The following is an 18,063-nucleotide window of genomic DNA, read 5'->3' on the forward strand; positions in this document are numbered from 1 at the left end:
CCGATTGCTGACCTGACCACGCCTGAATCCATGCGCAAGCTTCTCGCCACCGCCGCGTTGACTGTCCTGCTGCCTTTGGCGGCATCGGCACAGTACATCGTGCCGGAAGCTGATGACGCTGGCCAGAAAGCCATGCTGGACAGTCTCTTGGCCAGCGGCCCGAACCCGGAAAGTACGCGCCTGGTGCCGATGTGGAGCACCCCCGACGGACGTGTGCTCGTCGCGGTTGCGCAGTCCAGCATGCCGCTGTCGCCGATCGCACCGGCCTCGCCGCAGGTCGGCAGTGCGCTGGACTGGCGCCTGATCGACGCAACCTCACTGTTCGATGGCCGCCTCGGCGTACGCCTGGGCGACCAGACCAATCTGCACGGAGGCGTTTCGCTGGCTCCGCTGACCTTGTCGGAGCCTTCGCTCGCACTGGACTGCCTGGCTGCCGGCAGCTACCTCAACGTCGCGACACCCGATTGCAGCCGCCAACGCCAGACCAGCGGCCACTGGTATGCCGGCAATCTGGGAGCCAGCTGGGCCGGCACCGATTTCGGCATCGACCTGGGCCTGGCCCTGAGCTGGCTGGAACCGGCGCTGCCGCGCAGCCTGGTACCGGCTCTGAGCTCGGCCCTGCCCGCTGTGGCGGTACCCGGCAACAGCAACCTGCCGCGCCTCGTGATTCCCGCCCACAGTCTTGGACGCTTCAGCGACTCCGCCCAGTTTGGCGCACGCGGCAGTTGGTATTTCGGCAGCAACCAGAGCATTGATCTCGGCGCAAGCATAGGCCGAATTCGCCTGAGCCCCGACCTCGCCGGCAGCCGCCCGCTATGGCAACAGAAGGCGGTGAGCCTTGGCCTTGGCAGCGAGTCGGTCAGCGCCAGCATCACCGGCCGTATCTACAGCCCGCTGCGCAGCGCGCTCAGCACCGACTCGCAACGCTGGACCGGCATCGATCTCGGTCTGACCTGGCATACCCCGTGGCAGGCTGAGCTCAGCATCGGTGCGCAGAATGTTCTGACCAGCCCGCCGCTGACCGGCAGCGAAGCCAACAGCCAGGCTCGAACGCCCTACGTGCAGTACCAGCAAGATCTCTGAGCCGGCGCGCGGAGGCCTTCGGCCGATCCGTCATCGCCTTGCCGCACCTGATCGAGCGCCACCGGCCCGATCCGCCCTCTCCCGGTAGAACTCAAGACGCCCTCGCCAAGGAGGCGGCGTTAAGAATTCGCTTTGAAAAGCGTCGCCGCCAGCCCCTCTCGTGATATTCCTGTTAACCCCCTTTTTAACGTTTGAGTCCGGACATTCAGCTTTCCGGCAACGTACAGGCGCAATTTCCACCCTCTCGCAGAGGGGCGAAAAATGCATAAAATGATGCATTTTGTCATTTTTTTTTCATTTTAAATCATGAATATAACCACCCCCTGGGCACCCCAGCCACAATCTTGTTGTAAATAAGCAACAGGGATTCCCACTCGTTGCGAATGTTGTTAGTATCGGCCGCTGCCGAGGCTTAGGCAGATAAAAACCTTGGCCTTTTCCAGGAAGGAAAGTACTAGTCCCGATCTGTGTCACAACTCTGACGTTGGAGAGTGTAATGAGACAAAACCGCAATGAGCTTCTGCGCGCCGTGCGCTACGCCCTGTACATGGGCACCGCGGCCGCTGTAGGCCTCACCGCTGCCCCGGCCTTCGCGCAAGACGAAGGTGGCGACAAGGGCGAAACGCTGGAGACGATCGTCGTCACCGGTTCGCGCATCCGCCGCGTCGATCTCGAAACCTCGAGCCCGGTCTTCGTCATTGACAAGTCCGCTATCGAAAAGACCGGCAAGCTCACCATCGGCGACCTGCTTCAGGAAGCCCCCTCGATCGCCGGCGCCGCAACCAATCCGGGCGTCAACAACGGCGGTGGCTCTGGTGCCTCCACTGTTTCGCTCCGCGGTCTTGGCTCGCAGCGCACGCTGCTGCTGATCAACGGCCAGCGCGTGTTCTATAACGACGTCAACTCGATCCCCATCAACATGGTCGAGCGCATCGAAATCCTGAAGGACGGCGCCTCTGCCGTTTACGGTTCGGATGCAATCGGCGGCGTGGTCAACTTCATCACGCGTCGCGACTTCCAGGGTATGGAAGCCAGCTTTGATTACGGCGTTTCCGACCGTGACGACGGCGAGCGCACCGGTGGCTCGCTGACGATCGGCCATTCGAGCGACCGTGGCAGCCTGGTTGTCGGCGTCACCTACAACCGTCAGGACGCCGTCAGCGCGGCCGATCGCGAATATTCGCAGCCGGCCCTGTACAACTACTTCGGCGACATCTTCCCGCTCGGCTCGGGCTCCATCCCGACCGGCCGCTACGTGATTCCGCGTACCGTCGCCGCGAGCTTCGGCCTGGCCTGCCCCGGCGCAGCTGCCAACGTGTCCGTGACCCGCATCGCCAATCGTCCGGGTACCGCCGGCACCGATTTCCGCTGCTACGTCGGCGCCGGTCCGGGCAATGACACCTACGACTACTCGCCGTTCAACATCCTGCGCACCCCGCAGGAACGTGCCGGCCTGTTCGCTGCGGGCAACTACCGCATCTCGGACAACGTCGAAGCGTACATCGAAGCCTTCACGAACAAGACCCGCTCGAACTACGAACTGGCTCCGCTGCCGCTGATCCTCGGCGCAGACTCGGGCGCAGTCATCTCGGCGAACAGCATCTACAACCCGTTCGGCGTGAACGTCAGCTCCGGCGGCATCCGCATGTCGCTCGATGGCAACCGCGTCGGCTTCTTCCAGACCCAGTCGGAACAGTTCAACACGGGTCTGCGTGGCAGCTTCGGCGACACCTGGACCTGGGACGCCGGCATCAGCTGGGCGCGCCTGACTCAGGACACGCAGAACACCGGCTACTACTTCAAGCCGGGTCTGCGCAACGCCGTCGGTCCGTCCTTCATCGACGCCAACGGTGTGGCGCGCTGCGGCACCGCGACCTCGATCATCGCGAACTGCACGCCGATCAACCTGCTCGGCCTGGAAAACCAGACCGCCGCCGGCCGCGCCAACATCGACGAGCTGCGCAAGCTCTCGCTGACGCCGCAGAAGCACTTCTACAGCAATGAGAAGATCGCGCGCTTCAACCTGACCGGCGAAATCGTCGAACTTCCGGCCGGCGCCCTCAGCGTCGCGTTTGGTGGCGAATACCGTTCGGACTACCAGTACTACCAGCCGGACTTCTCGTCCATCATTACCGATCCGGCCGTCGGCACCTGCCAGACCTCGACTGATGCGTGCGCGTCGCCGAACAGTGGTGAACTCTCCGTCCGTGAGTTCTATGCGGAACTGTTCATCCCGGTCCTGCGTGACGTGTTCCTGGCCAAGTCGCTGAACTTCACGCTGGGCTCGCGCTACTCCGACTACTCCGCATTCGGCGATACGACGAATTCGAAGATCGGTGTGGAATGGCGTCCGATCGACGACCTGCTGCTGCGCGGCACGGTGGCCGAAGTGTTCCGTTCCCCGACGATCTCGGATCTGTACGGCGGCGTGACCCCGTCGGCCGATACGTACCAGGATCCCTGCGACGGCACCGGCTTCCAGGCTGGCAATCCGGCGTGTGCGGGCCTGACCCCGGGCTTCCTGCAGACCACCGCGCAGACCCAGGCGCTGCAAGGATCCAACGATTTGCTGCTGCCGGAACAGGGTAAGTCCTTCACCTACGGTGCAGTGTATGACCCGGCCTGGCTGGAAGGATTCTCGACCTCCGTCGACGTGTGGCGCATCTACCTGACCGACACCATCGGTACGCTGGGTACGCAGACGATCCTGAACCAGTGCTACAACTTCGGTAACTACTGCAACCTGTTCACGCGTGACCTCGCCGGTCTGGGCGACGTCAACTTCGTCAACAACCGCACGCAGAACGTGGGCCGCATCGACACCTCGGGTATCGATCTGAGCTTCAAGTACCGCCTGCCGGAAACCGCGTGGGGTAACTTCCGCTTCTCGCTGGATGCCACCTACGTTGCGAAGTACAACGCTCAGAAGGTCCAGGGCGACGTTTCGACCCAGTTCAACAACGCGGGTTCGTACGTTTCCTCGGCTCAGGGCGGCGACGGCAACTACGCCCGCGTGCGCGGTTATGCTGGCGTGGCGTGGAATCTGGGTGCGTTCGACGCGTCCTGGCGTGCACGCTACATCGGTCCGACCCGCTTCGGTTCGCAGTCGGTGGCTGGCGATGGCTACACCGTCATCACCCCGGGCGGCGCAGCCGACCAGTCGTTCCGTTCGGGCGCCGTGACGTATCACAACCTGCAGTTCGGCTACAACATCGAACCGCTGCACACCAATCTCGAAATCGGTGTGGACAACGTGTTCGACAAGCAGCCCAACCAGCTGTGGCAGTACGGCTTCGACAGCAATACCGACGCCCGTACCTACGACACCGTGGGCCGCTTCTACTGGGCTCGCGTCGGCGTGAAGTTCTAAGAACTCAGGCTTGACGGTTGTATGAAGGCCGCGCGGCGCAAGCCGCGCGGCCTTTTTCATTCTGACGCCGCGCCGGTTGTCTTGTCGCCATCGCACGCCGCAGCCATACTGCAACGTTACCTACCGACGATCACACGCCATGCTCCAAAACGGTTTCCAGGCCCTACAGACGGGCGACCTCGCCCGGGCCGAACAGATCAGCCGCCAGCTCGTGGCAAGAAATCCGCAGGACGAAGGCGCGCTGCTGCTGCTGGCCATGAGCCTCGATGCGCAGACCCGCCTCGACGAAGCCGCGGCAATCTTCGAACGGCTCACCGCTCTTTTTCCCGAGCGCGCCGAACATTGGCTCAATCTCGGCTATCTCGAGCGTTCGCGCGACAACACCGCGGCCGCCCGACACGCTCTCGAACGATCCATTGCCCTCGACCCGCAGCAATGCGAGCCGCTGCGCGAACTCGGCCTTATCGAATCGGCGGCCGGGCTGAACCACATTGCGGCGGTCCATCTGTCAGCCGCGCTCGCGCTGCAGCCCGATGACGCCACACTTCGTGCGCAAACCGCCCGCACCTGCCAGCGTGCCGGCCGCTCCGACGAGGCGACGGCGCTGCTGCAGGGCTGGGCCAACTGGACCCGCGGCAATCCGGACGCACTCGCCGATGTTGCCTGGACCCTCATGGAAAACGGCGACATGGAAACCGCCGGCCACGCGCTGGAACTCGCCGAGCGCCAGGCGCCCGACAACGCAAGCATCCTGGCCAAACGCGCCGCCTTCCTCGAGCGCACCAACCGTGTCGACGACGCGGGCGCCCTGCTTGCCCGCATTTCTTTGCGCAACGATGACCTCAAGGAAGAAATCGACGTCGTTCGCGCTCAGATCGCTGGCCGCAGCGGCAACGCTGACGAAGCGTATGCCATCTACGAAACCCTGGTCCGCGACGAGCGCATCGCGCTGCGCCGGCCGGAACTGTTCTTCGCGCTCGCGCAGATCAGCGACAAGCGCCAGGACGCGGCGCAGGCCATGAGCTGGCTGCAGCAGGGCCATGCTGTGCAGATGCAGCAGTTGCGCGCTTCGCTGGCGCCACAGGCCGAACTCGACGCCATGCTCATGCCACCGGTCGACGTCAGCGCGCAGGACTATGCCGGCTGGTTGGGCGTGAGCTCGCCTTCAGCCACCGAGTCGCCAATCTTCGTCGTTGGTTTCCCGCGCTCGGGCACCACCCTGCTCGAAACCATACTCGATGCGCATCCACAGCTCAGCTGCATGGACGAACGCCCGTTCGTCGATGAACTCGTGCAGCAGATACGCGAGCGCGGCCATGACTATCCGCGCGATCTGGGCAAGCTCGACGACGCGACTTGCGACGCCTTGCGTGAGCACTACTGGAAACAGGTGCGCGAGCGCAGCCAGGCCGAAGCCGGCAAGCGTCTCGTCGACAAGAATCCGCTGAGCATGACCCGCCTGCCGCTGATCCATCGCCTGTTTCCGAACGCCAAGATCATCCTGGCGCTGCGCGATCCGCGCGACGTGGTGCTCAGCAACTACATGCAGATCTTCCGCGCGCCGGCCTATGCGCGCATGTGCGAGCGCCTCGACTCGACCGCGCAAGGCTACGCCGTCGCATTCACCGCCTGGAACAGGTTCGCCGGCGTGTTCAAGCTGGACCTGCTGCAGACCCGCCACGAGGACGTCGTCGACGATGTCGCCGGCTTTTCGCGTCGTCTGTGCGAATTCCTCGGTCTGGAATGGTCGGAAAGCATGGTCGCGTTCCACGAACACGCGGCGAAGCGCGGCTATATCGGCACGCCCAGCTATCATCAGGTCGTCGAACCGGTGAACCGCAAGGGCATAGGCCGCTGGCAGCGCTACGCGCAATGGCTGCAGCCGGCGTCCTCTGTGCTGGCACCGTACGTCAGCCAGTTCGGCTATGCCGAAGTGACGGGCGCCACATCGGACGCACCGCCGTGATCGCCGCGCAAGCCAGGGCCGCGCACCGCGCGCCGGCCGTTACCCCCTCCCGTTCCGCGTAGTCGCCATGAAACTCCAATACCCCTTCATCCAGTTGCCGCTGACCTTCGATGCCGCGGTCCTGGCCGCAGAGATCGATGCCCTGGGCGAGTCGGTCTGGCGGCCGCATCCGCAGGGATTCCCCGGCAATTCGGCGCTGCCCCTGATCGCCACCGACGGCGACCCGGGCAACGACGACGTGCGCGGCTGCATGCGGCCGACACCGCATCTTCAAAAGCTGCCTTATCTGCGAGAGGTGCTCGGTTCCCTGCAGGCCGTGTTCGGCCGTTCGCGCCTCATGCGCCTGTCCGGCCAGGCCGAAGTCACGCCACATGTAGACGTCGACTACTACTGGCGCGACCACATGCGAGTTCATGTCCCCATCGTGACCCAGCCCGAAGTGTCGTTCCATTGCGGCGGCCAGCGCATTCACATGGCGGCCGGCGAATGCTGGATCTTCGACACCTGGCGCAACCACAAAGTCATCAATTCGGCAGACCGCGCCCGCATCCACCTCGTCGCCGACACGGTCGGTGGCAGCGGTTTCTGGGACATCGTCGCGCGCAGCCGTGTGCCCGGCCATGCGGCGCCGTGGAAGGCAGCCCATGTCGCCCCCGGCGACGTCGCGAGCCCCGCACTCCGCTTCGAGTCGACCAACCTGCCCACGGTGATGACTCCCTGGGAGCTGCGTGAGCAGATGACCTTCGTGCTCGACGAAGCCGTGCCGGATCCGCGCCTGGGCCAGCTTCACCAGCTCGCCGGCCAGCTCGGCCGCGACTGGCGTGCACTGTGGGCCTGGCACGGCGAAGACGAAGCCGGGTGGTCCGACTACCGCGCGCGCATGACACGCTTCATGCGCGAAGCCGAAGGACTGTGCCAGGGCATGCGCCTGCAGAACGGTCTGCCGATGATGCGCGCGATCGCGTCACTGGTCGGCCTGGTTGCCGTAGCCGACGATGTCGCCACAGGCAAGGCCGACGAGCGCTCCGGCGCGATGGCCTGAGGTTGTTCAGCATCGCGGACACGCGCGCGTGCAGGCAGCAATAAAAGATGTCCGCTACCATCATTTCGCGCCTGCGACCCGTAACGGTCTGATAGCAAGAGAAGGTCCGAATCACGGGGCGCGCACAACACCGCTGCGGATTCGAACCGATAGCCCACGCTACCGGCCCGTTACGCAGCAAGCGCCACGGTGCCCTGGCAAGCGAGCCGCCTTCGGCTGGTCAATGACAACCAGGGACCTCTGACAATTGCCTTCGATTCCGCAGCGCCACCTTGAGTCGACGGCGCGAAGAGCGATCGGCCCAGAACCGCAGGTTCTGCGCACTCTGAACGCCCAGCGGACCCGAACGACCAAGCGCCTGCTCAGCAGGCGTTTGGCGGGTTGTGAAGATCTGGTGCGGCGTACCGGAAAGGTAGTCCCAGGGCCTGCTCGGACCTGCCCTAGTGTCCGCCGCCCGAATCGATGCCCTTGAGCTCGGCGATCAGGCGATTTGCCGCTTCCTGGCCGTCCGCATACAGCATGCGGCAGTTGTCGGCATAGAACAGCGCATTCTCGATGCCGGCGAAGCCGGCGCCCTTACCACGCTTGATGACGATGACCTGGCGCGCATTGATGACGTCGAGGATCGGCATGCCGTAGATCGGCGAGGACTTGTCGGTCTTGGCAACCGGGTTCACCACGTCGTTCGCGCCGATCACGATGGCGACATCGCAGGTGCCGAATTCCGGATTGATGTCTTCCATGTCGGCGATGAGGTCGTACGGAACGCCGGCCTCGGCGAGCAGCACATTCATGTGTCCGGGCATGCGTCCGGCAACCGGATGGATCGCGAACTTCACCGTCTTGTCGCGCTTGATCAGCTGCTGCGACAGCTCCCAGATCTTGTGTTGCGCCTGGGCCACGGCCATGCCGTAGCCCGGCACGATGATGACCTTCTCGGCCATGTACAGCAGCGATGCCGCGTCGCCCGCCTCGATCGGCTTCATCGAACCGGCGATTTCCGTAGCGGGGCCGCCGCTGCTGCCGAAATTGGAGAACAGCACGTTGCTGATCGAGCGGTTCATCGCCTTGGCCATCAGACGCGTGAGCAGCGTGCCGGCCGCACCGACCACGGTGCCGGCAATGATCAGCGCGACATTGCCCTGCACGTAACCTTCGAACGCGACCGCAAGGCCGGTGAACGCGTTGTACAGCGAAATCACGACCGGCATGTCCGCGCCGCCGATCGGCAGCGTCATCAGCACGCCGAACAGCAGCGAGACGGCGAAGAACGCAATGATGACCGTGGTGTCGAGCTGGAATACCAGCGCCGCGCCCAGACCCACGGCTGACAGGAAGAACAGTCCGTTCACGGCTTGCTGGCCGGCGAAACGGAAGGTCTTGTCCATCCAGCCCTGCAGCTTCGCGAACGCGATCAGCGAACCGGTGAACGAGATCGAGCCGATCAGCGCACCGATCACAGCCAGGGTGGTCTGCGCAGCCGTCAGCGAATGATGCTCGGGGTGCGTCGCCGCACCGATCAGCGCCGATGCGCCGATCGCCGCGGCAGAACCGCCGCCCATGCCGTTGTACAGCGCGACCATCTGCGGCATGTCGGTCATCGCGACCTTCTTGCCCGAAATCCACGCGAAAGCCGAGCTGATGCCGATGCCGAGCACCATCAGCAGCAGGTTGGTCATCATGTGCTCGTTCTGCGTAAGCACCTTGCCGTGCAGGAACGTCGCGACCGTCGCGACCAGCATGCCGATGCCGGCCCACTGGATGCCGCTGCGCGCGGTGACCGGCGAGGACATGCGCTTGATGCCGAGAATGAACAGCACCGCCGCCGCGAAATAGCTGGCCTGGACCGCGTAGTAAAGGAGCGCCGCCTTGTCCATTACTTCGCTCCTTCCTTCTTGCTGGACTTGAACATTTCCAGCATGCGTTCGGTCACGACGTAGCCGCCGGCGGCGTTGCCCGCGCCGAGGAAGACGCCGATGAAGCCGATCACCTGCTGCGTGACCGTGGTCGCCTCGCCGAGCGCGATCATCGCGCCGACCAGCACGATCCCGTGCACGAAATTGGAACCCGACATCAGCGGGGTATGCAGGATCACCGGCACGCGGCTGATGATCTCGTGGCCGGTGAACGCGGCCAGCATGAAAAGATAGAGGGCGATTTCACCGCTGATCATGTCGATTCCCCGGATACGCGTGGCTCATGGTCCCGGCCGGTGCCGGGAACGGTATTGCGGCGGTCGGGCTCATGCGCCGTCCACCAGTTGCCGCGTCGGCTCATGGCGGATCTCGCCGGCATGGGTGAGGCAGGTCTTGGCGATGAGTTCATCGTCCCAGTCCAGGGTCAGCGCGCCGTCCTTGAGGCTGAGTTCGATGAAATTGTAGAGATTGCGCGAATACATCTCGCTGGCATGGATCGGCGCGCTGGCGGCGAGGTTGACTGGGCCGATGATAGTCACGCCGTTGGCGGTGACCACGCTCTTGCCGGCTTCGGACAATTCCACATTGCCGCCCGTCTCTGCCGCGATGTCGACGATCACGGCACCGGGCTTCATGCCCTCGACCATGGCTGCGGAGATGATACGCGGCGCCTTGCGTCCGGGCACGGCGGCGGTCGTCACGATCACATCGATGCCCTTGAGGTGCTCTCCGAGCGCCTTTTGCTGCTGCTCGCGCTCTTCCGCGGTCAGCTCGCGCGCGTACCCGCCGCTGCCCGCGGCGCTGACGCCGAGGTCGAGGAATTTGGCGCCGAGCGATTCGATCTGTTCCTTGGTTTCCGGCCGCACGTCGAAGCCTTCGACCTGGGCGCCAAGCCGGCGCGCCGTTGCGATCGCCTGCAGGCCGGCCACGCCGGCACCGACGATCAGTACCTTGGATGGGCGAATAGTGCCGGCCGCGGTGGTCAGCATCGGGAAGAACTTCGGCGAGGCCTCGGCCGCGATCAGCACGGCCTTGTAGCCGGCCACGCCGGCCTGGGAAGACAACACGTCCATGGCCTGCGCGCGCGTCGTGCGCGGCAGCAGCTCCATCGCGAACGCCGTGATCCTGCGGTCACGCAGGGCGCGCGTGCGTTCCGGCGCCAGATGCGGGGCGAGCAGACTCACGACGACGCTGCCTTCGCGCAGCTGGGCGATTTCCTCAAGCGTCGGCGGCTGCACCTTGAACAGCACGTCGGCGCGGGCCAGCGTCGCCGCCGCATCGCCGACGATTTCGGCGTCCTTGTAGCTGGCATCGGGAAAGCTGGCCGGATCGCCGGCGCCGCTATGGATCAGAACCGTCGCGCCCTTGCCCTTGAGCTTCTTTGCGACCTCGGGCGTCAGCGCGACCCGGCGCTCGTTGGAACTCGTCTCGCGAACTACCGCGACATTCACCGCCATGTGCCACTCCCCGATACCAAGCCCCGGCATCCTAGCCCATGAAGGTATCCGTGGTAAGCCGGCTTGCTAGACTCGCGTCCTCTTATGGCCAATCTCCCTATGTCCGCATTGAAACTCCTCAACGACCGCCGTTCCACGCCTTCGCGCCAGCTCGGCGAACCCGGCCCGAGTCCGGCCGAATTGCGCGCACTGCTCGAAGCCGCCGTGCGCGTGCCCGATCATGGCAAGCTGGTTCCCTGGCGTTTCATCCTGATCCGCGGTGATGCGCGCCGGCGTCTCGGCGACCTGCTCGCGCAAACCACACTGGCGAACAATCCGGATGCCTCACCGGCCGTCGTCGAAAAGGACCGCGACCGCTTCAGTTTCGCGCCGCTGATCGTAACCGTGGTCGCGCGCATCGAGGAGTCGCATTCCAAGATACCCGCGCAGGAACAGCTCCTGACCGCCGGTTGCGTCGCTTACAACCTGCTGCTCGGCGCGCAGCAGCTCGGCTACGGCGCGCAATGGCTGACCGGCTGGGCCGCGTACGATTCGACCATCCGCGATGCGCTGGGCGTGACGGCGAACGAACGCGTGGTCGGCTTCATACACATCGGTACCGCGCGCGAGCCGGCGCCCGAGCGCCTGCGTCCGGACACGGACGGCCTGGTCAGCGAATGGCAGGGCTGAGGTGAGTCAGCAAACCGTCCACCTCGTCGATGCGAGCCTCTACGTATTCCGCGCCTGGCATTCTGTGCCGGCAGAGTTCTTCGACGTCGACGGCAAGCCGGTCAACGCCGTCTACGGCTTCACGCGCTTCCTTCTCGACCTGCTCGAACGCGCGCGACCGTCGCACTGCGGCGTCGCCTTCGACGAATCGCTGACCAGTTCATTCCGCAACGCGATCTATCCGGAATACAAGGCTAATCGCGAACTGCCGCCGGAAGAACTCAAACTGCAGTTTGCCTATTGCCAGCGCGTCGCCGCCGCGCTCGGACTGCGCGTGCTGTCGGACCTGAGCTTCGAGGCCGATGACCTGATCGGCAGCGTCGTGCACGCGCTGCGCCCGCAGCAGTTCCGCGCCGTCATCGTCTCGGCTGACAAGGACTTCGGCCAGCTCGTCGGCGAGCATGACGAAATCTGGGATTTCTCCAAGAACCTGCGCTGGGACAGCGCGGGCGTGAAAGAGCGTCTCGGCGTGCACCCGCATCAGGTGGCCGACTATCTTGCGCTGACCGGCGATGCGATCGACAACATTCCGGGAGTCGCCGGGATCGGCGCCAAGACCGCGGCGGTCCTGCTCGCGCATTTCGGCAGTCTCGACACGATCTATGCGCGCATCGAGGAAATTCCGTTCCTGCGCTTCCGCGGCGCCGCCGCTGCCTACGTCAAGCTCAAGGCCGGCTCCGCGCTCGCGCGCCTGAGCCGCAGCCTTACCGGCATCGCGTGCGACTGCCCGGTACCGCTGGACGCGTCGAGCTTTGCCTGCGGCAGGCCGGACCTGGCCGCTGTGGACGGACTGATCGAGCAGTTGCGCTTCGGACCCCTGACGCGCGCGCGTATGCGCGCGCTGGCCTGAAAGCAGCCGGGCCGCTGACGCGGCCCGGGATTGTCTTTATTGCTTGTCGTCGGCCTTGGGTTTTTCCGCCGCCGGCTGCTCGAAACGCACCTTGGATTCAGCGGAGGTGGGAATCGGCTTGAGCGCCGCGGAAATGCCCGGCTGATCCCAGGCGAAGCGCAAGTTGCTCTTGTATATCTTTACCGGCTGCAGCGCCTTTTCGTCCGTCAGCACGCCGTGGCTGTCGTAAAGATCGCGCTGGCTGTTGACGACGAAGTAGAAATCGTCGCCGGCGACCGCGCCGTTGCCGAGCAGACTGAACTCCGGCTTGGCCGCGTCCAGCGGCATGGCCGAAACCACGTTGCGGCCGCCCTTGTCCAGCTTCAGGCGCATCACGCGCTGCGGCACCATGTTGTCCTGCACGACGACGAGGCTGCCGTCGTACCAGAACAGCGAAGACACGCCGCCTACGACAAGGCTATCCGTCGAATGGCCGATGCCAAATGGCGTGGTCGTCGAAAGATCCACGCCGAACAGACCCAGCGCCGGATCCGCGAAATAGAGATTCCGCCCGTCGGCCGAAACCGTGAGCCCGCTGATGCCGGTCAACGACGGGTTGCTCGCGACCAGCACGAGCTTGTCACCGTCGAGCTTGTAGATCTCCCGCCGCGCCGGATCGGCCACATAGGTGCGGCCGTCACCAGCCACGGCGACGAAGCCGAACAGATGGCCCGTCTTGTCGCCGATCGAATATTTGCCGAGCAGCTTGCCGCTGGAAAGGCTGTACTTGAGCAGGTAGGACTGGTCGACGATGTCGGCCGTATAGGTCTTGTAGACCGGAGCACCATAGCTGGCGACCCAGAGCGCGTCGTTGGCCGCGTCGGCCTTCATGTCGAGCACGCTGTAGAGGCCCGAAGCCGCATCGGGCTTGATGAAATCACTGAGCTTCCCATCGCTGCCGACGCGATAGATCGCGCCTTCGCGCGCACTGCCGACGAGCAGCTGCTTACGACGGGCGTCCCAGGCCATGGCCTCGAGCAACCGGTCGCCGGCCGGCAGCTGATAGGCGACCTTGCCTTCGCCAAAGGGCTGCGCGTTGGCGTTGAGATTGGCTACCGCGTATTCCCAGACCTTGGTACCGCGTACTTTCTCGAAGCGCGGGTCGTTGCCGACGGAATAGGCGAAACCGAGATTCTGCATCTTGAGCAACGTATCGTAGGTGCTGCTCTTGTCGCCCTGCCCCGCGTAGACCGCGGCCAGCTGCAAGCGCAGCGCGCCCGAATTCGGGTAGAGCTCGACCAGCCGCTGCATCGCCCAGATGAAACGCTGCAGGTCGCGGCCGTTATAGAACTGGGCCAGGCGCGACAGCGCTTCGCGGTTGGTGGTGGATTTGATCTGCTGTTCGGTGAGTTTTTCCGCCGCGCGCATGCGCGCGGCATCGGGCGTATCGGCTGCGGCGGCCTTGGGTACGGCCGGGGTGGCGGGCGCGGCCGGCTTGGTCGCCGGCTCGGCAGCGCTGGCCGCCGACAGTCCGCAGACGGCCAGTACGGCATAAGCAAGGGCTTGAATTTTCATGCGGAAAGTCCGGAAGATCGAAAGGAGGCCGGCCACAGACCACCGCAAAACGGGATAGGTTCCGGTGGTCAAACGGCGGAGAACAGGGAACGATGGACGAAACCGAGGTTCTTTTCAACGGACGCTGGCTGCGCCTGTGCCGACGCGGACGCTGGGAATATGCCGAACGCACCTCCCCCGGAGGGGCCGTCATCGTCATCGCGCTCACGCCGGACGACAAGGTGGTGTTCGTCGAACAATGGCGCGAGGCGATCCGTGCGCGTGCCATCGAAATGCCCGCCGGGCTCATCGGCGACGAGCCCGGCAAGGAAAGCGAGCATCTGCTCGATGCCGCGCGGCGCGAATTGCTGGAAGAAACCGGCTATGCCTGCGGCCGCATCGACTACTACATGACCGGGCCGAGCTCCTCGGGCATGAGCACCGAAACCATCGCATTCGCGCGCGCCTGGGATCTGCGGCGCGAACATGCGGGCGGCGGTGTGGCGGGCGAGGACATCCAGGTACACGAGGTACCGCGCGCCGGGGCGGCACAGTGGCTGTGCCGCAAGATCGCCGAGGGCTATTCGATCGATCCAAAGCTGTTTGCGGGCCTGTATTTCCTCGAACACGGCTCGGCGCTTTTTACCTGCGAGGCCGGCTGAGCCGGCCTCGTAGCGGGCACGGATCAGCCGCCTGCGATCCACACTGACGTCGCGTCGATCTGCAACTCCTGCGGTTGCGGCTTGCTGCCTTCGCTCGCGAGATGTTCGATTTCCTTGGGATCGAGCTGCTTCACGCTGAGTGTGCCGTAGACGATCGCCGTGCTGCGCGCATCTTTCGGCACGCTGAAGCTGTGCCCGCTCATGAATACGCGCGCGAACGCGCCGTTGTCTTCCAGCACGAGCCAGCAACCCTTGTTCTGGCAAACCTCGGTGATGCGGCCCTTGAATGCCTGCGGTGCCGCGGTATGCGCTTCGGGCTTCTGCGCCGCCTGCGAGATCAGCAGCGGATCGGACTTGGGCATGGGCGCGCCGTAGTAGGCGCCGCCATTGCCCGTCGCGATCGGCGTGGGGCCGGCAGGCGTCGCTTCGTGGCCGGCCATCGGCGCGTGGTCGCCGTGACCGCCTTCATGCGCGTGCACCGCAACGGCAAGCGCCATGACCATTCCTGCAATGATCCACTTGTTCATCATTTCCCTCCGTCTTCAGGCGGCCAGAGCGACGAGTTCGCCCAGCTCGTTGGTAGTGCCGAACTTGCCTTTCTGGTCGCGCACGACGGTCGCGAGCGCGCACTGCGTGTCATGGGTAAAGAACAGGCGCACGCCGCGCGCAAGTTTGTCGTCGAGGAAACGCTTCTTCTCGTCGATGAGCATTTCCGGATAGCGGTCATAGCCCATCGTCACCGGCAGGTGCACCCAGGGACGCCCCGGAATCAGGTCGGCGCAGAACACCACGCCGCCGTCGCCGCCGATCTCCGCCAGCATCAGGCCCGGCGTGTGGCCGGCGCTATAGCTGAAGCGCACGGAGCGGCCCAGGGTCTGCGAATACTCGCCGTCGACGATTTCGAGCCGCCCGGACGCTTCCAGCAGCGGCTGTAGTTCGGCGATGAACGAAGCGCGATCCCGCGCATGCGGCGCCAGCGCGCGCTCCCAGCATTCGCGGCTAACCAGATATCTGGCATTCGGGAACAGCAGGCGCGGCGGCTGGCCCTCTTCATACGCCGCGAGCAGGCCACCAGCATGATCGAAATGCAGGTGCGAGAGCACGACCGCGTCGATGTCCGCGTCGCCAAAACCGGCACGTGCCAGCGAATCGAGCAGCACATGCGTGCTTTCCACCACGCCGAAGCGTTCCTTCAGCTTCGGCTCGAAGAACGCGCCGATGCCGGTTTCGAACAGTACGCGCTTGCCGTCTAGATCGTCGACGAGCAGACAGCGGCAGGCCAGCGGGATGCGGTTGTCAACATCCGGAACTATCCACTTTTCCCACATCGGCCGCGGCACGTTGCCGAACATCGCGCCGCCGTCCAGCTTTTGCGAATTGCCCATCAGAGACCACAGCTTCATCACCTGCTCCGCAACTATTTGACCAGCGCCGTACCCGACACGCCGCGCGAATCGCTGCCGCCGCGCATCTCGCCGGACTTGCGGTTCCAGTCCACCGCATTCATGAAACCCCAGGGCCTCTCGCCTTCGCTCAGGGTATGCCCCATCTCCTGCAACGCCTTGCGCTGGTCGAGGGTGAACGTGTCCTTCTCGATCGAGATCACGTCGGGCAGGAACTGATGATGGAAACGCTTGTTGTCGACGACCTGCTGCGGCGCCTCGCCGTCGAACCAGGCGAGGATGCCTTCGAGCACCATCGTGATGATGCGGCTGCCGCCGGGCGTGCCGATCACGAGCGTGCGCTCAGGGCCGATCACGAAGGTCGGCGTCATCGACGACAGCGGCCGGCGGCCGGGCTTGGGCGCGTTCGCGTCACCGCCGACCAGGCCGTAGGCGTTCGGCACGCCGGCCTTGAGGGCGAAATCGTCCATTTCATTGTTGAGCAGAAATCCCGTGCCAGGCACGACGACCGCAGCGCCGTAAGGCAGGTTCACGGTCTGCGTCACCGCGGCGAGATTGCCGTCGGCGTCGATGATGGAGAAATGCGTGGTGTCGGTACCCTGCACCGGCGCCATGAATCCCGGCAGGCTATCGCTGGGAGTGGCCTTCTTCGGGTGGATCGAGGCGCGCAGGCCGGCCGCGTATAGCGGGCTGGTCAGCTCGGCGACGGGCATCTTCACGAAATCCGGATCGCCGAGATATTCGGCGCGATCGCGGTAGGCGCGACGCATCGCCTCGACGACGAGGTGTGTGCGTGCGACGCGATCGAGCTTGGCCAGGTCGTAGCCCTGCAGGATGTTGAGCATCTCGGCCAGCGCTATGCCGCCCGAGGACGGCGGCGGCGCAGTCACGATAGTGTGGCCGCGGTACGGAAACACGATGGGCTCGCGTTCGCGTACCCGGTAGCCCGCCAGGTCCTCGAGACTCCAGTTGCCGCCCATCCTGGCGATGCCGGCGACCAGCGTTTTTGCAAATTCGCCTTTGTAGAAACCGTCATGGCCCTTGTCGGCGATGAGTTCCAGCGTGCGTGCGAGATCAGGATTCTTCAGGATCCAGCCCTGTTTGGGCACTTCGCCGTTCGGCAGGAACAGGGCGGACGCGCCGCGGTCGCGTGCGATCACGTCCTTGCGCAGACCGAGGAACATGAGGCTGCGCGCATCCGGCGCGAAACCTTCGCGCGCCAGACGGATGGCCGGCGCGAGCGATTTCTTCAGCGGCAGTTTGCCGTAGTGCTCGGCGACGAAGGCCAGCGCAGCGGCCTCGCCGGGAATGCCGGCGGCCAGCGGTCCGTTGACCGACTTGTCGCGATCCAGCTCGCCCTTGGCGTCGAGATATTGCTTCGCATCGGTTGCGGCGGGCGCGGTTTCGCGCGCATCCACCAGTACCTGCTTGCCGTCGCTGGCCCGGTGGATCAGGAAAAAAGCACCGCCGCCGATGCCCGAGCTCTGCGGTTCGACGACCGACAACGCGGCGCTGACCGCGACAGCCGCATCGAAGGCATTGCCGCCAGCCGCTAGCACTTCGAAGCCGGCTTCGGTAGCGAGCTTGTGCGCGCTCGCTATCACTGCCTTGCCGGGCTTGTCGGCAGCCATCGCAAACGCAGCCGGAATCAGCACCGCCATCAGCAGAACTGCACTCAACGCGCCGCGTTTTCCTGGAATCACGCCGTCTTCTCCATTGATGTCAGTTCCGCGTATTTGCCGAGCAATTCAGCGCGGCTTTCCGCGTGCGCCGGATCCACGAATATGCATTCGACCGGGCAGACCTCAATGCACTGCGGCACGTCGTAATGGCCGACGCATTCGGTGCAGCGCGCGGGGGCGATCTCGTAGATCTCCGGCCCCATCGAGATCGCCTTGTTCGGGCAGACCGGCTCGCAGACGTCGCAATTGACGCAGAGTTCGGTGATTTTCAGTGCCATGGGGGCCGGTCGGGGCCCCCCCCCCCCCCCCCCGCGCGGGCGCGCCGCGGGGGGGGGCGGCCGGGATTGATATAATCGGGTGTGGTGGGCCCGCCACGGCACCCGCCGCGGGC

Annotated in this window: 15 protein-coding genes; 7 read left to right on the top strand and 8 right to left on the bottom strand. The window is 64.8% G+C overall.

Annotated elements, in window-relative coordinates:
• Window positions 1-30: 30 nt before the first annotated feature.
• From RUU78_RS00685 to RUU78_RS00700, 4 genes are all read left to right on the top strand, one after another.
• Window positions 31-1,083 (top strand): hypothetical protein, encoded by a 1,053-nt coding sequence (locus tag RUU78_RS00685; protein ID WP_313912662.1) that lies wholly within the window; start codon window positions 31-33, stop codon window positions 1,081-1,083.
• A 496-nt stretch (window positions 1,084-1,579) separates the two neighbouring features.
• Complete coding sequence (locus tag RUU78_RS00690) at window positions 1,580-4,453, top strand: TonB-dependent receptor (RefSeq protein ID WP_313912663.1); 2,874 nt, start codon at window positions 1,580-1,582, stop codon at window positions 4,451-4,453.
• A 139-nt stretch (window positions 4,454-4,592) separates the two neighbouring features.
• On the top strand, window positions 4,593-6,419 hold the full coding sequence (locus RUU78_RS00695; RefSeq protein WP_313912665.1) for a sulfotransferase: 1,827 nt from the start codon (window positions 4,593-4,595) through the stop codon (window positions 6,417-6,419).
• Between the two features lie 67 nt (window positions 6,420-6,486).
• Window positions 6,487-7,461 carry an aspartyl/asparaginyl beta-hydroxylase domain-containing protein gene (locus RUU78_RS00700; protein ID WP_313912667.1) on the top strand — a complete coding sequence of 325 codons (975 nt, stop codon included), beginning with the start codon at window positions 6,487-6,489 and terminating at the stop codon, window positions 7,459-7,461.
• A gap of 440 nt (window positions 7,462-7,901) precedes the next feature.
• Here the strand turns inward: RUU78_RS00700 and RUU78_RS00705 are convergent, their stop codons facing one another.
• The 3 genes from RUU78_RS00705 to RUU78_RS00715 all read right to left on the bottom strand — a co-directional run bounded on the left by RUU78_RS00705 (window position 7,902) and on the right by RUU78_RS00715 (window position 10,834).
• Window positions 7,902-9,338 carry an NAD(P)(+) transhydrogenase (Re/Si-specific) subunit beta gene (locus RUU78_RS00705; RefSeq protein WP_313912669.1) on the bottom strand — a complete coding sequence of 479 codons (1,437 nt, stop codon included), beginning with the start codon at window positions 9,336-9,338 and terminating at the stop codon, window positions 7,902-7,904.
• A complete protein-coding gene (locus tag RUU78_RS00710) occupies window positions 9,338-9,634 on the bottom strand; it encodes an NAD(P) transhydrogenase subunit alpha (protein WP_313912671.1) in 297 nt (98 codons plus the stop codon). Before RUU78_RS00710 ends, RUU78_RS00705 begins: the two co-directional genes overlap by 1 nt.
• 69 nt (window positions 9,635-9,703) lie before the next feature.
• On the bottom strand, window positions 9,704-10,834 hold the full coding sequence (locus RUU78_RS00715) for a Re/Si-specific NAD(P)(+) transhydrogenase subunit alpha (protein WP_313912673.1): 1,131 nt from the start codon (window positions 10,832-10,834) through the stop codon (window positions 9,704-9,706).
• 99 nt (window positions 10,835-10,933) lie between these two features.
• On the opposite strand from RUU78_RS00715, the gene RUU78_RS00720 reads away from it, so the two are divergent.
• On the top strand, window positions 10,934-11,503 hold the full coding sequence (locus RUU78_RS00720; RefSeq protein ID WP_313912674.1) for a nitroreductase: 570 nt from the start codon (window positions 10,934-10,936) through the stop codon (window positions 11,501-11,503).
• A 1-nt stretch (window position 11,504) separates the two neighbouring features.
• Entirely contained in the window at window positions 11,505-12,392 is an 888-nt protein-coding gene (locus RUU78_RS00725; protein WP_313912675.1) for a 5'-3' exonuclease H3TH domain-containing protein, read from the top strand.
• A 36-nt stretch (window positions 12,393-12,428) separates the two neighbouring features.
• Here the strand turns inward: RUU78_RS00725 and RUU78_RS00730 are convergent, their stop codons facing one another.
• Complete coding sequence (locus tag RUU78_RS00730; protein ID WP_313912677.1) at window positions 12,429-13,946, bottom strand: hypothetical protein; 1,518 nt, start codon at window positions 13,944-13,946, stop codon at window positions 12,429-12,431.
• 92 nt (window positions 13,947-14,038) lie between these two features.
• Here RUU78_RS00730 and RUU78_RS00735 point away from each other — a divergent pair, with 92 nt between their 5' ends.
• Window positions 14,039-14,587, top strand: coding sequence for an NUDIX hydrolase (locus RUU78_RS00735; RefSeq protein WP_313912679.1), 549 nt, complete (start codon window positions 14,039-14,041; stop codon window positions 14,585-14,587).
• A 23-nt stretch (window positions 14,588-14,610) separates the two neighbouring features.
• Here RUU78_RS00735 and RUU78_RS00740 read toward each other — a convergent pair whose 3' ends face one another.
• The 4 genes from RUU78_RS00740 to RUU78_RS00755 are packed head-to-tail and all read right to left on the bottom strand — an operon-like array spanning window position 14,611 to window position 17,950.
• The gene (locus RUU78_RS00740) at window positions 14,611-15,114 is read right to left on the bottom strand and encodes a DUF4920 domain-containing protein (RefSeq protein WP_313912680.1); all 504 of its coding nucleotides are present in this window, start codon (window positions 15,112-15,114) and stop codon (window positions 14,611-14,613) included.
• A gap of 15 nt (window positions 15,115-15,129) precedes the next feature.
• Window positions 15,130-15,990, bottom strand: coding sequence for an MBL fold metallo-hydrolase (locus RUU78_RS00745; protein ID WP_313912682.1), 861 nt, complete (start codon window positions 15,988-15,990; stop codon window positions 15,130-15,132).
• A gap of 14 nt (window positions 15,991-16,004) precedes the next feature.
• On the bottom strand, window positions 16,005-17,669 hold the full coding sequence (ggt, locus tag RUU78_RS00750; protein ID WP_313912684.1) for a gamma-glutamyltransferase: 1,665 nt from the start codon (window positions 17,667-17,669) through the stop codon (window positions 16,005-16,007).
• Window positions 17,670-17,689: 20 nt separating this feature from the next.
• Window positions 17,690-17,950 carry a YfhL family 4Fe-4S dicluster ferredoxin gene (locus RUU78_RS00755; RefSeq protein ID WP_313912686.1) on the bottom strand — a complete coding sequence of 87 codons (261 nt, stop codon included), beginning with the start codon at window positions 17,948-17,950 and terminating at the stop codon, window positions 17,690-17,692.
• Between the last annotated feature and the right edge of the window lie 113 nt (window positions 17,951-18,063).

Origin of the sequence: Tahibacter sp. (assembly GCF_032229445.1) — a bacterium.
Classification (GTDB): Bacteria; Pseudomonadota; Gammaproteobacteria; order Xanthomonadales; family Rhodanobacteraceae; genus Tahibacter.

What these genes read in the sequence shown, in the direction of transcription:
- RUU78_RS00685 (WP_313912662.1), top strand. Translation starts at nt 31, where the DNA reads ATGCGCAAGCTTCTCGCCACCGCCGCGTTGACTGTCCTGCTGCCTTTG.
- RUU78_RS00690 (WP_313912663.1), top strand. Translation starts at nt 1,580, where the DNA reads ATGAGACAAAACCGCAATGAGCTTCTGCGCGCCGTGCGCTACGCCCTG.
- RUU78_RS00695 (WP_313912665.1), top strand. Translation starts at nt 4,593, where the DNA reads ATGCTCCAAAACGGTTTCCAGGCCCTACAGACGGGCGACCTCGCCCGG.
- RUU78_RS00700 (WP_313912667.1), top strand. Translation starts at nt 6,487, where the DNA reads ATGAAACTCCAATACCCCTTCATCCAGTTGCCGCTGACCTTCGATGCC.
- RUU78_RS00705 (WP_313912669.1), bottom strand. Translation starts at nt 9,338, where the DNA reads ATGGACAAGGCGGCGCTCCTTTACTACGCGGTCCAGGCCAGCTATTTC.
- RUU78_RS00710 (WP_313912671.1), bottom strand. Translation starts at nt 9,634, where the DNA reads ATGATCAGCGGTGAAATCGCCCTCTATCTTTTCATGCTGGCCGCGTTC.
- RUU78_RS00715 (WP_313912673.1), bottom strand. Translation starts at nt 10,834, where the DNA reads ATGGCGGTGAATGTCGCGGTAGTTCGCGAGACGAGTTCCAACGAGCGC.
- RUU78_RS00720 (WP_313912674.1), top strand. Translation starts at nt 10,934, where the DNA reads ATGTCCGCATTGAAACTCCTCAACGACCGCCGTTCCACGCCTTCGCGC.
- RUU78_RS00730 (WP_313912677.1), bottom strand. Translation starts at nt 13,946, where the DNA reads ATGAAAATTCAAGCCCTTGCTTATGCCGTACTGGCCGTCTGCGGACTG.
- RUU78_RS00735 (WP_313912679.1), top strand. Translation starts at nt 14,039, where the DNA reads ATGGACGAAACCGAGGTTCTTTTCAACGGACGCTGGCTGCGCCTGTGC.
- RUU78_RS00740 (WP_313912680.1), bottom strand. Translation starts at nt 15,114, where the DNA reads ATGAACAAGTGGATCATTGCAGGAATGGTCATGGCGCTTGCCGTTGCG.
- RUU78_RS00745 (WP_313912682.1), bottom strand. Translation starts at nt 15,990, where the DNA reads ATGAAGCTGTGGTCTCTGATGGGCAATTCGCAAAAGCTGGACGGCGGC.
- RUU78_RS00755 (WP_313912686.1), bottom strand. Translation starts at nt 17,950, where the DNA reads ATGGCACTGAAAATCACCGAACTCTGCGTCAATTGCGACGTCTGCGAG.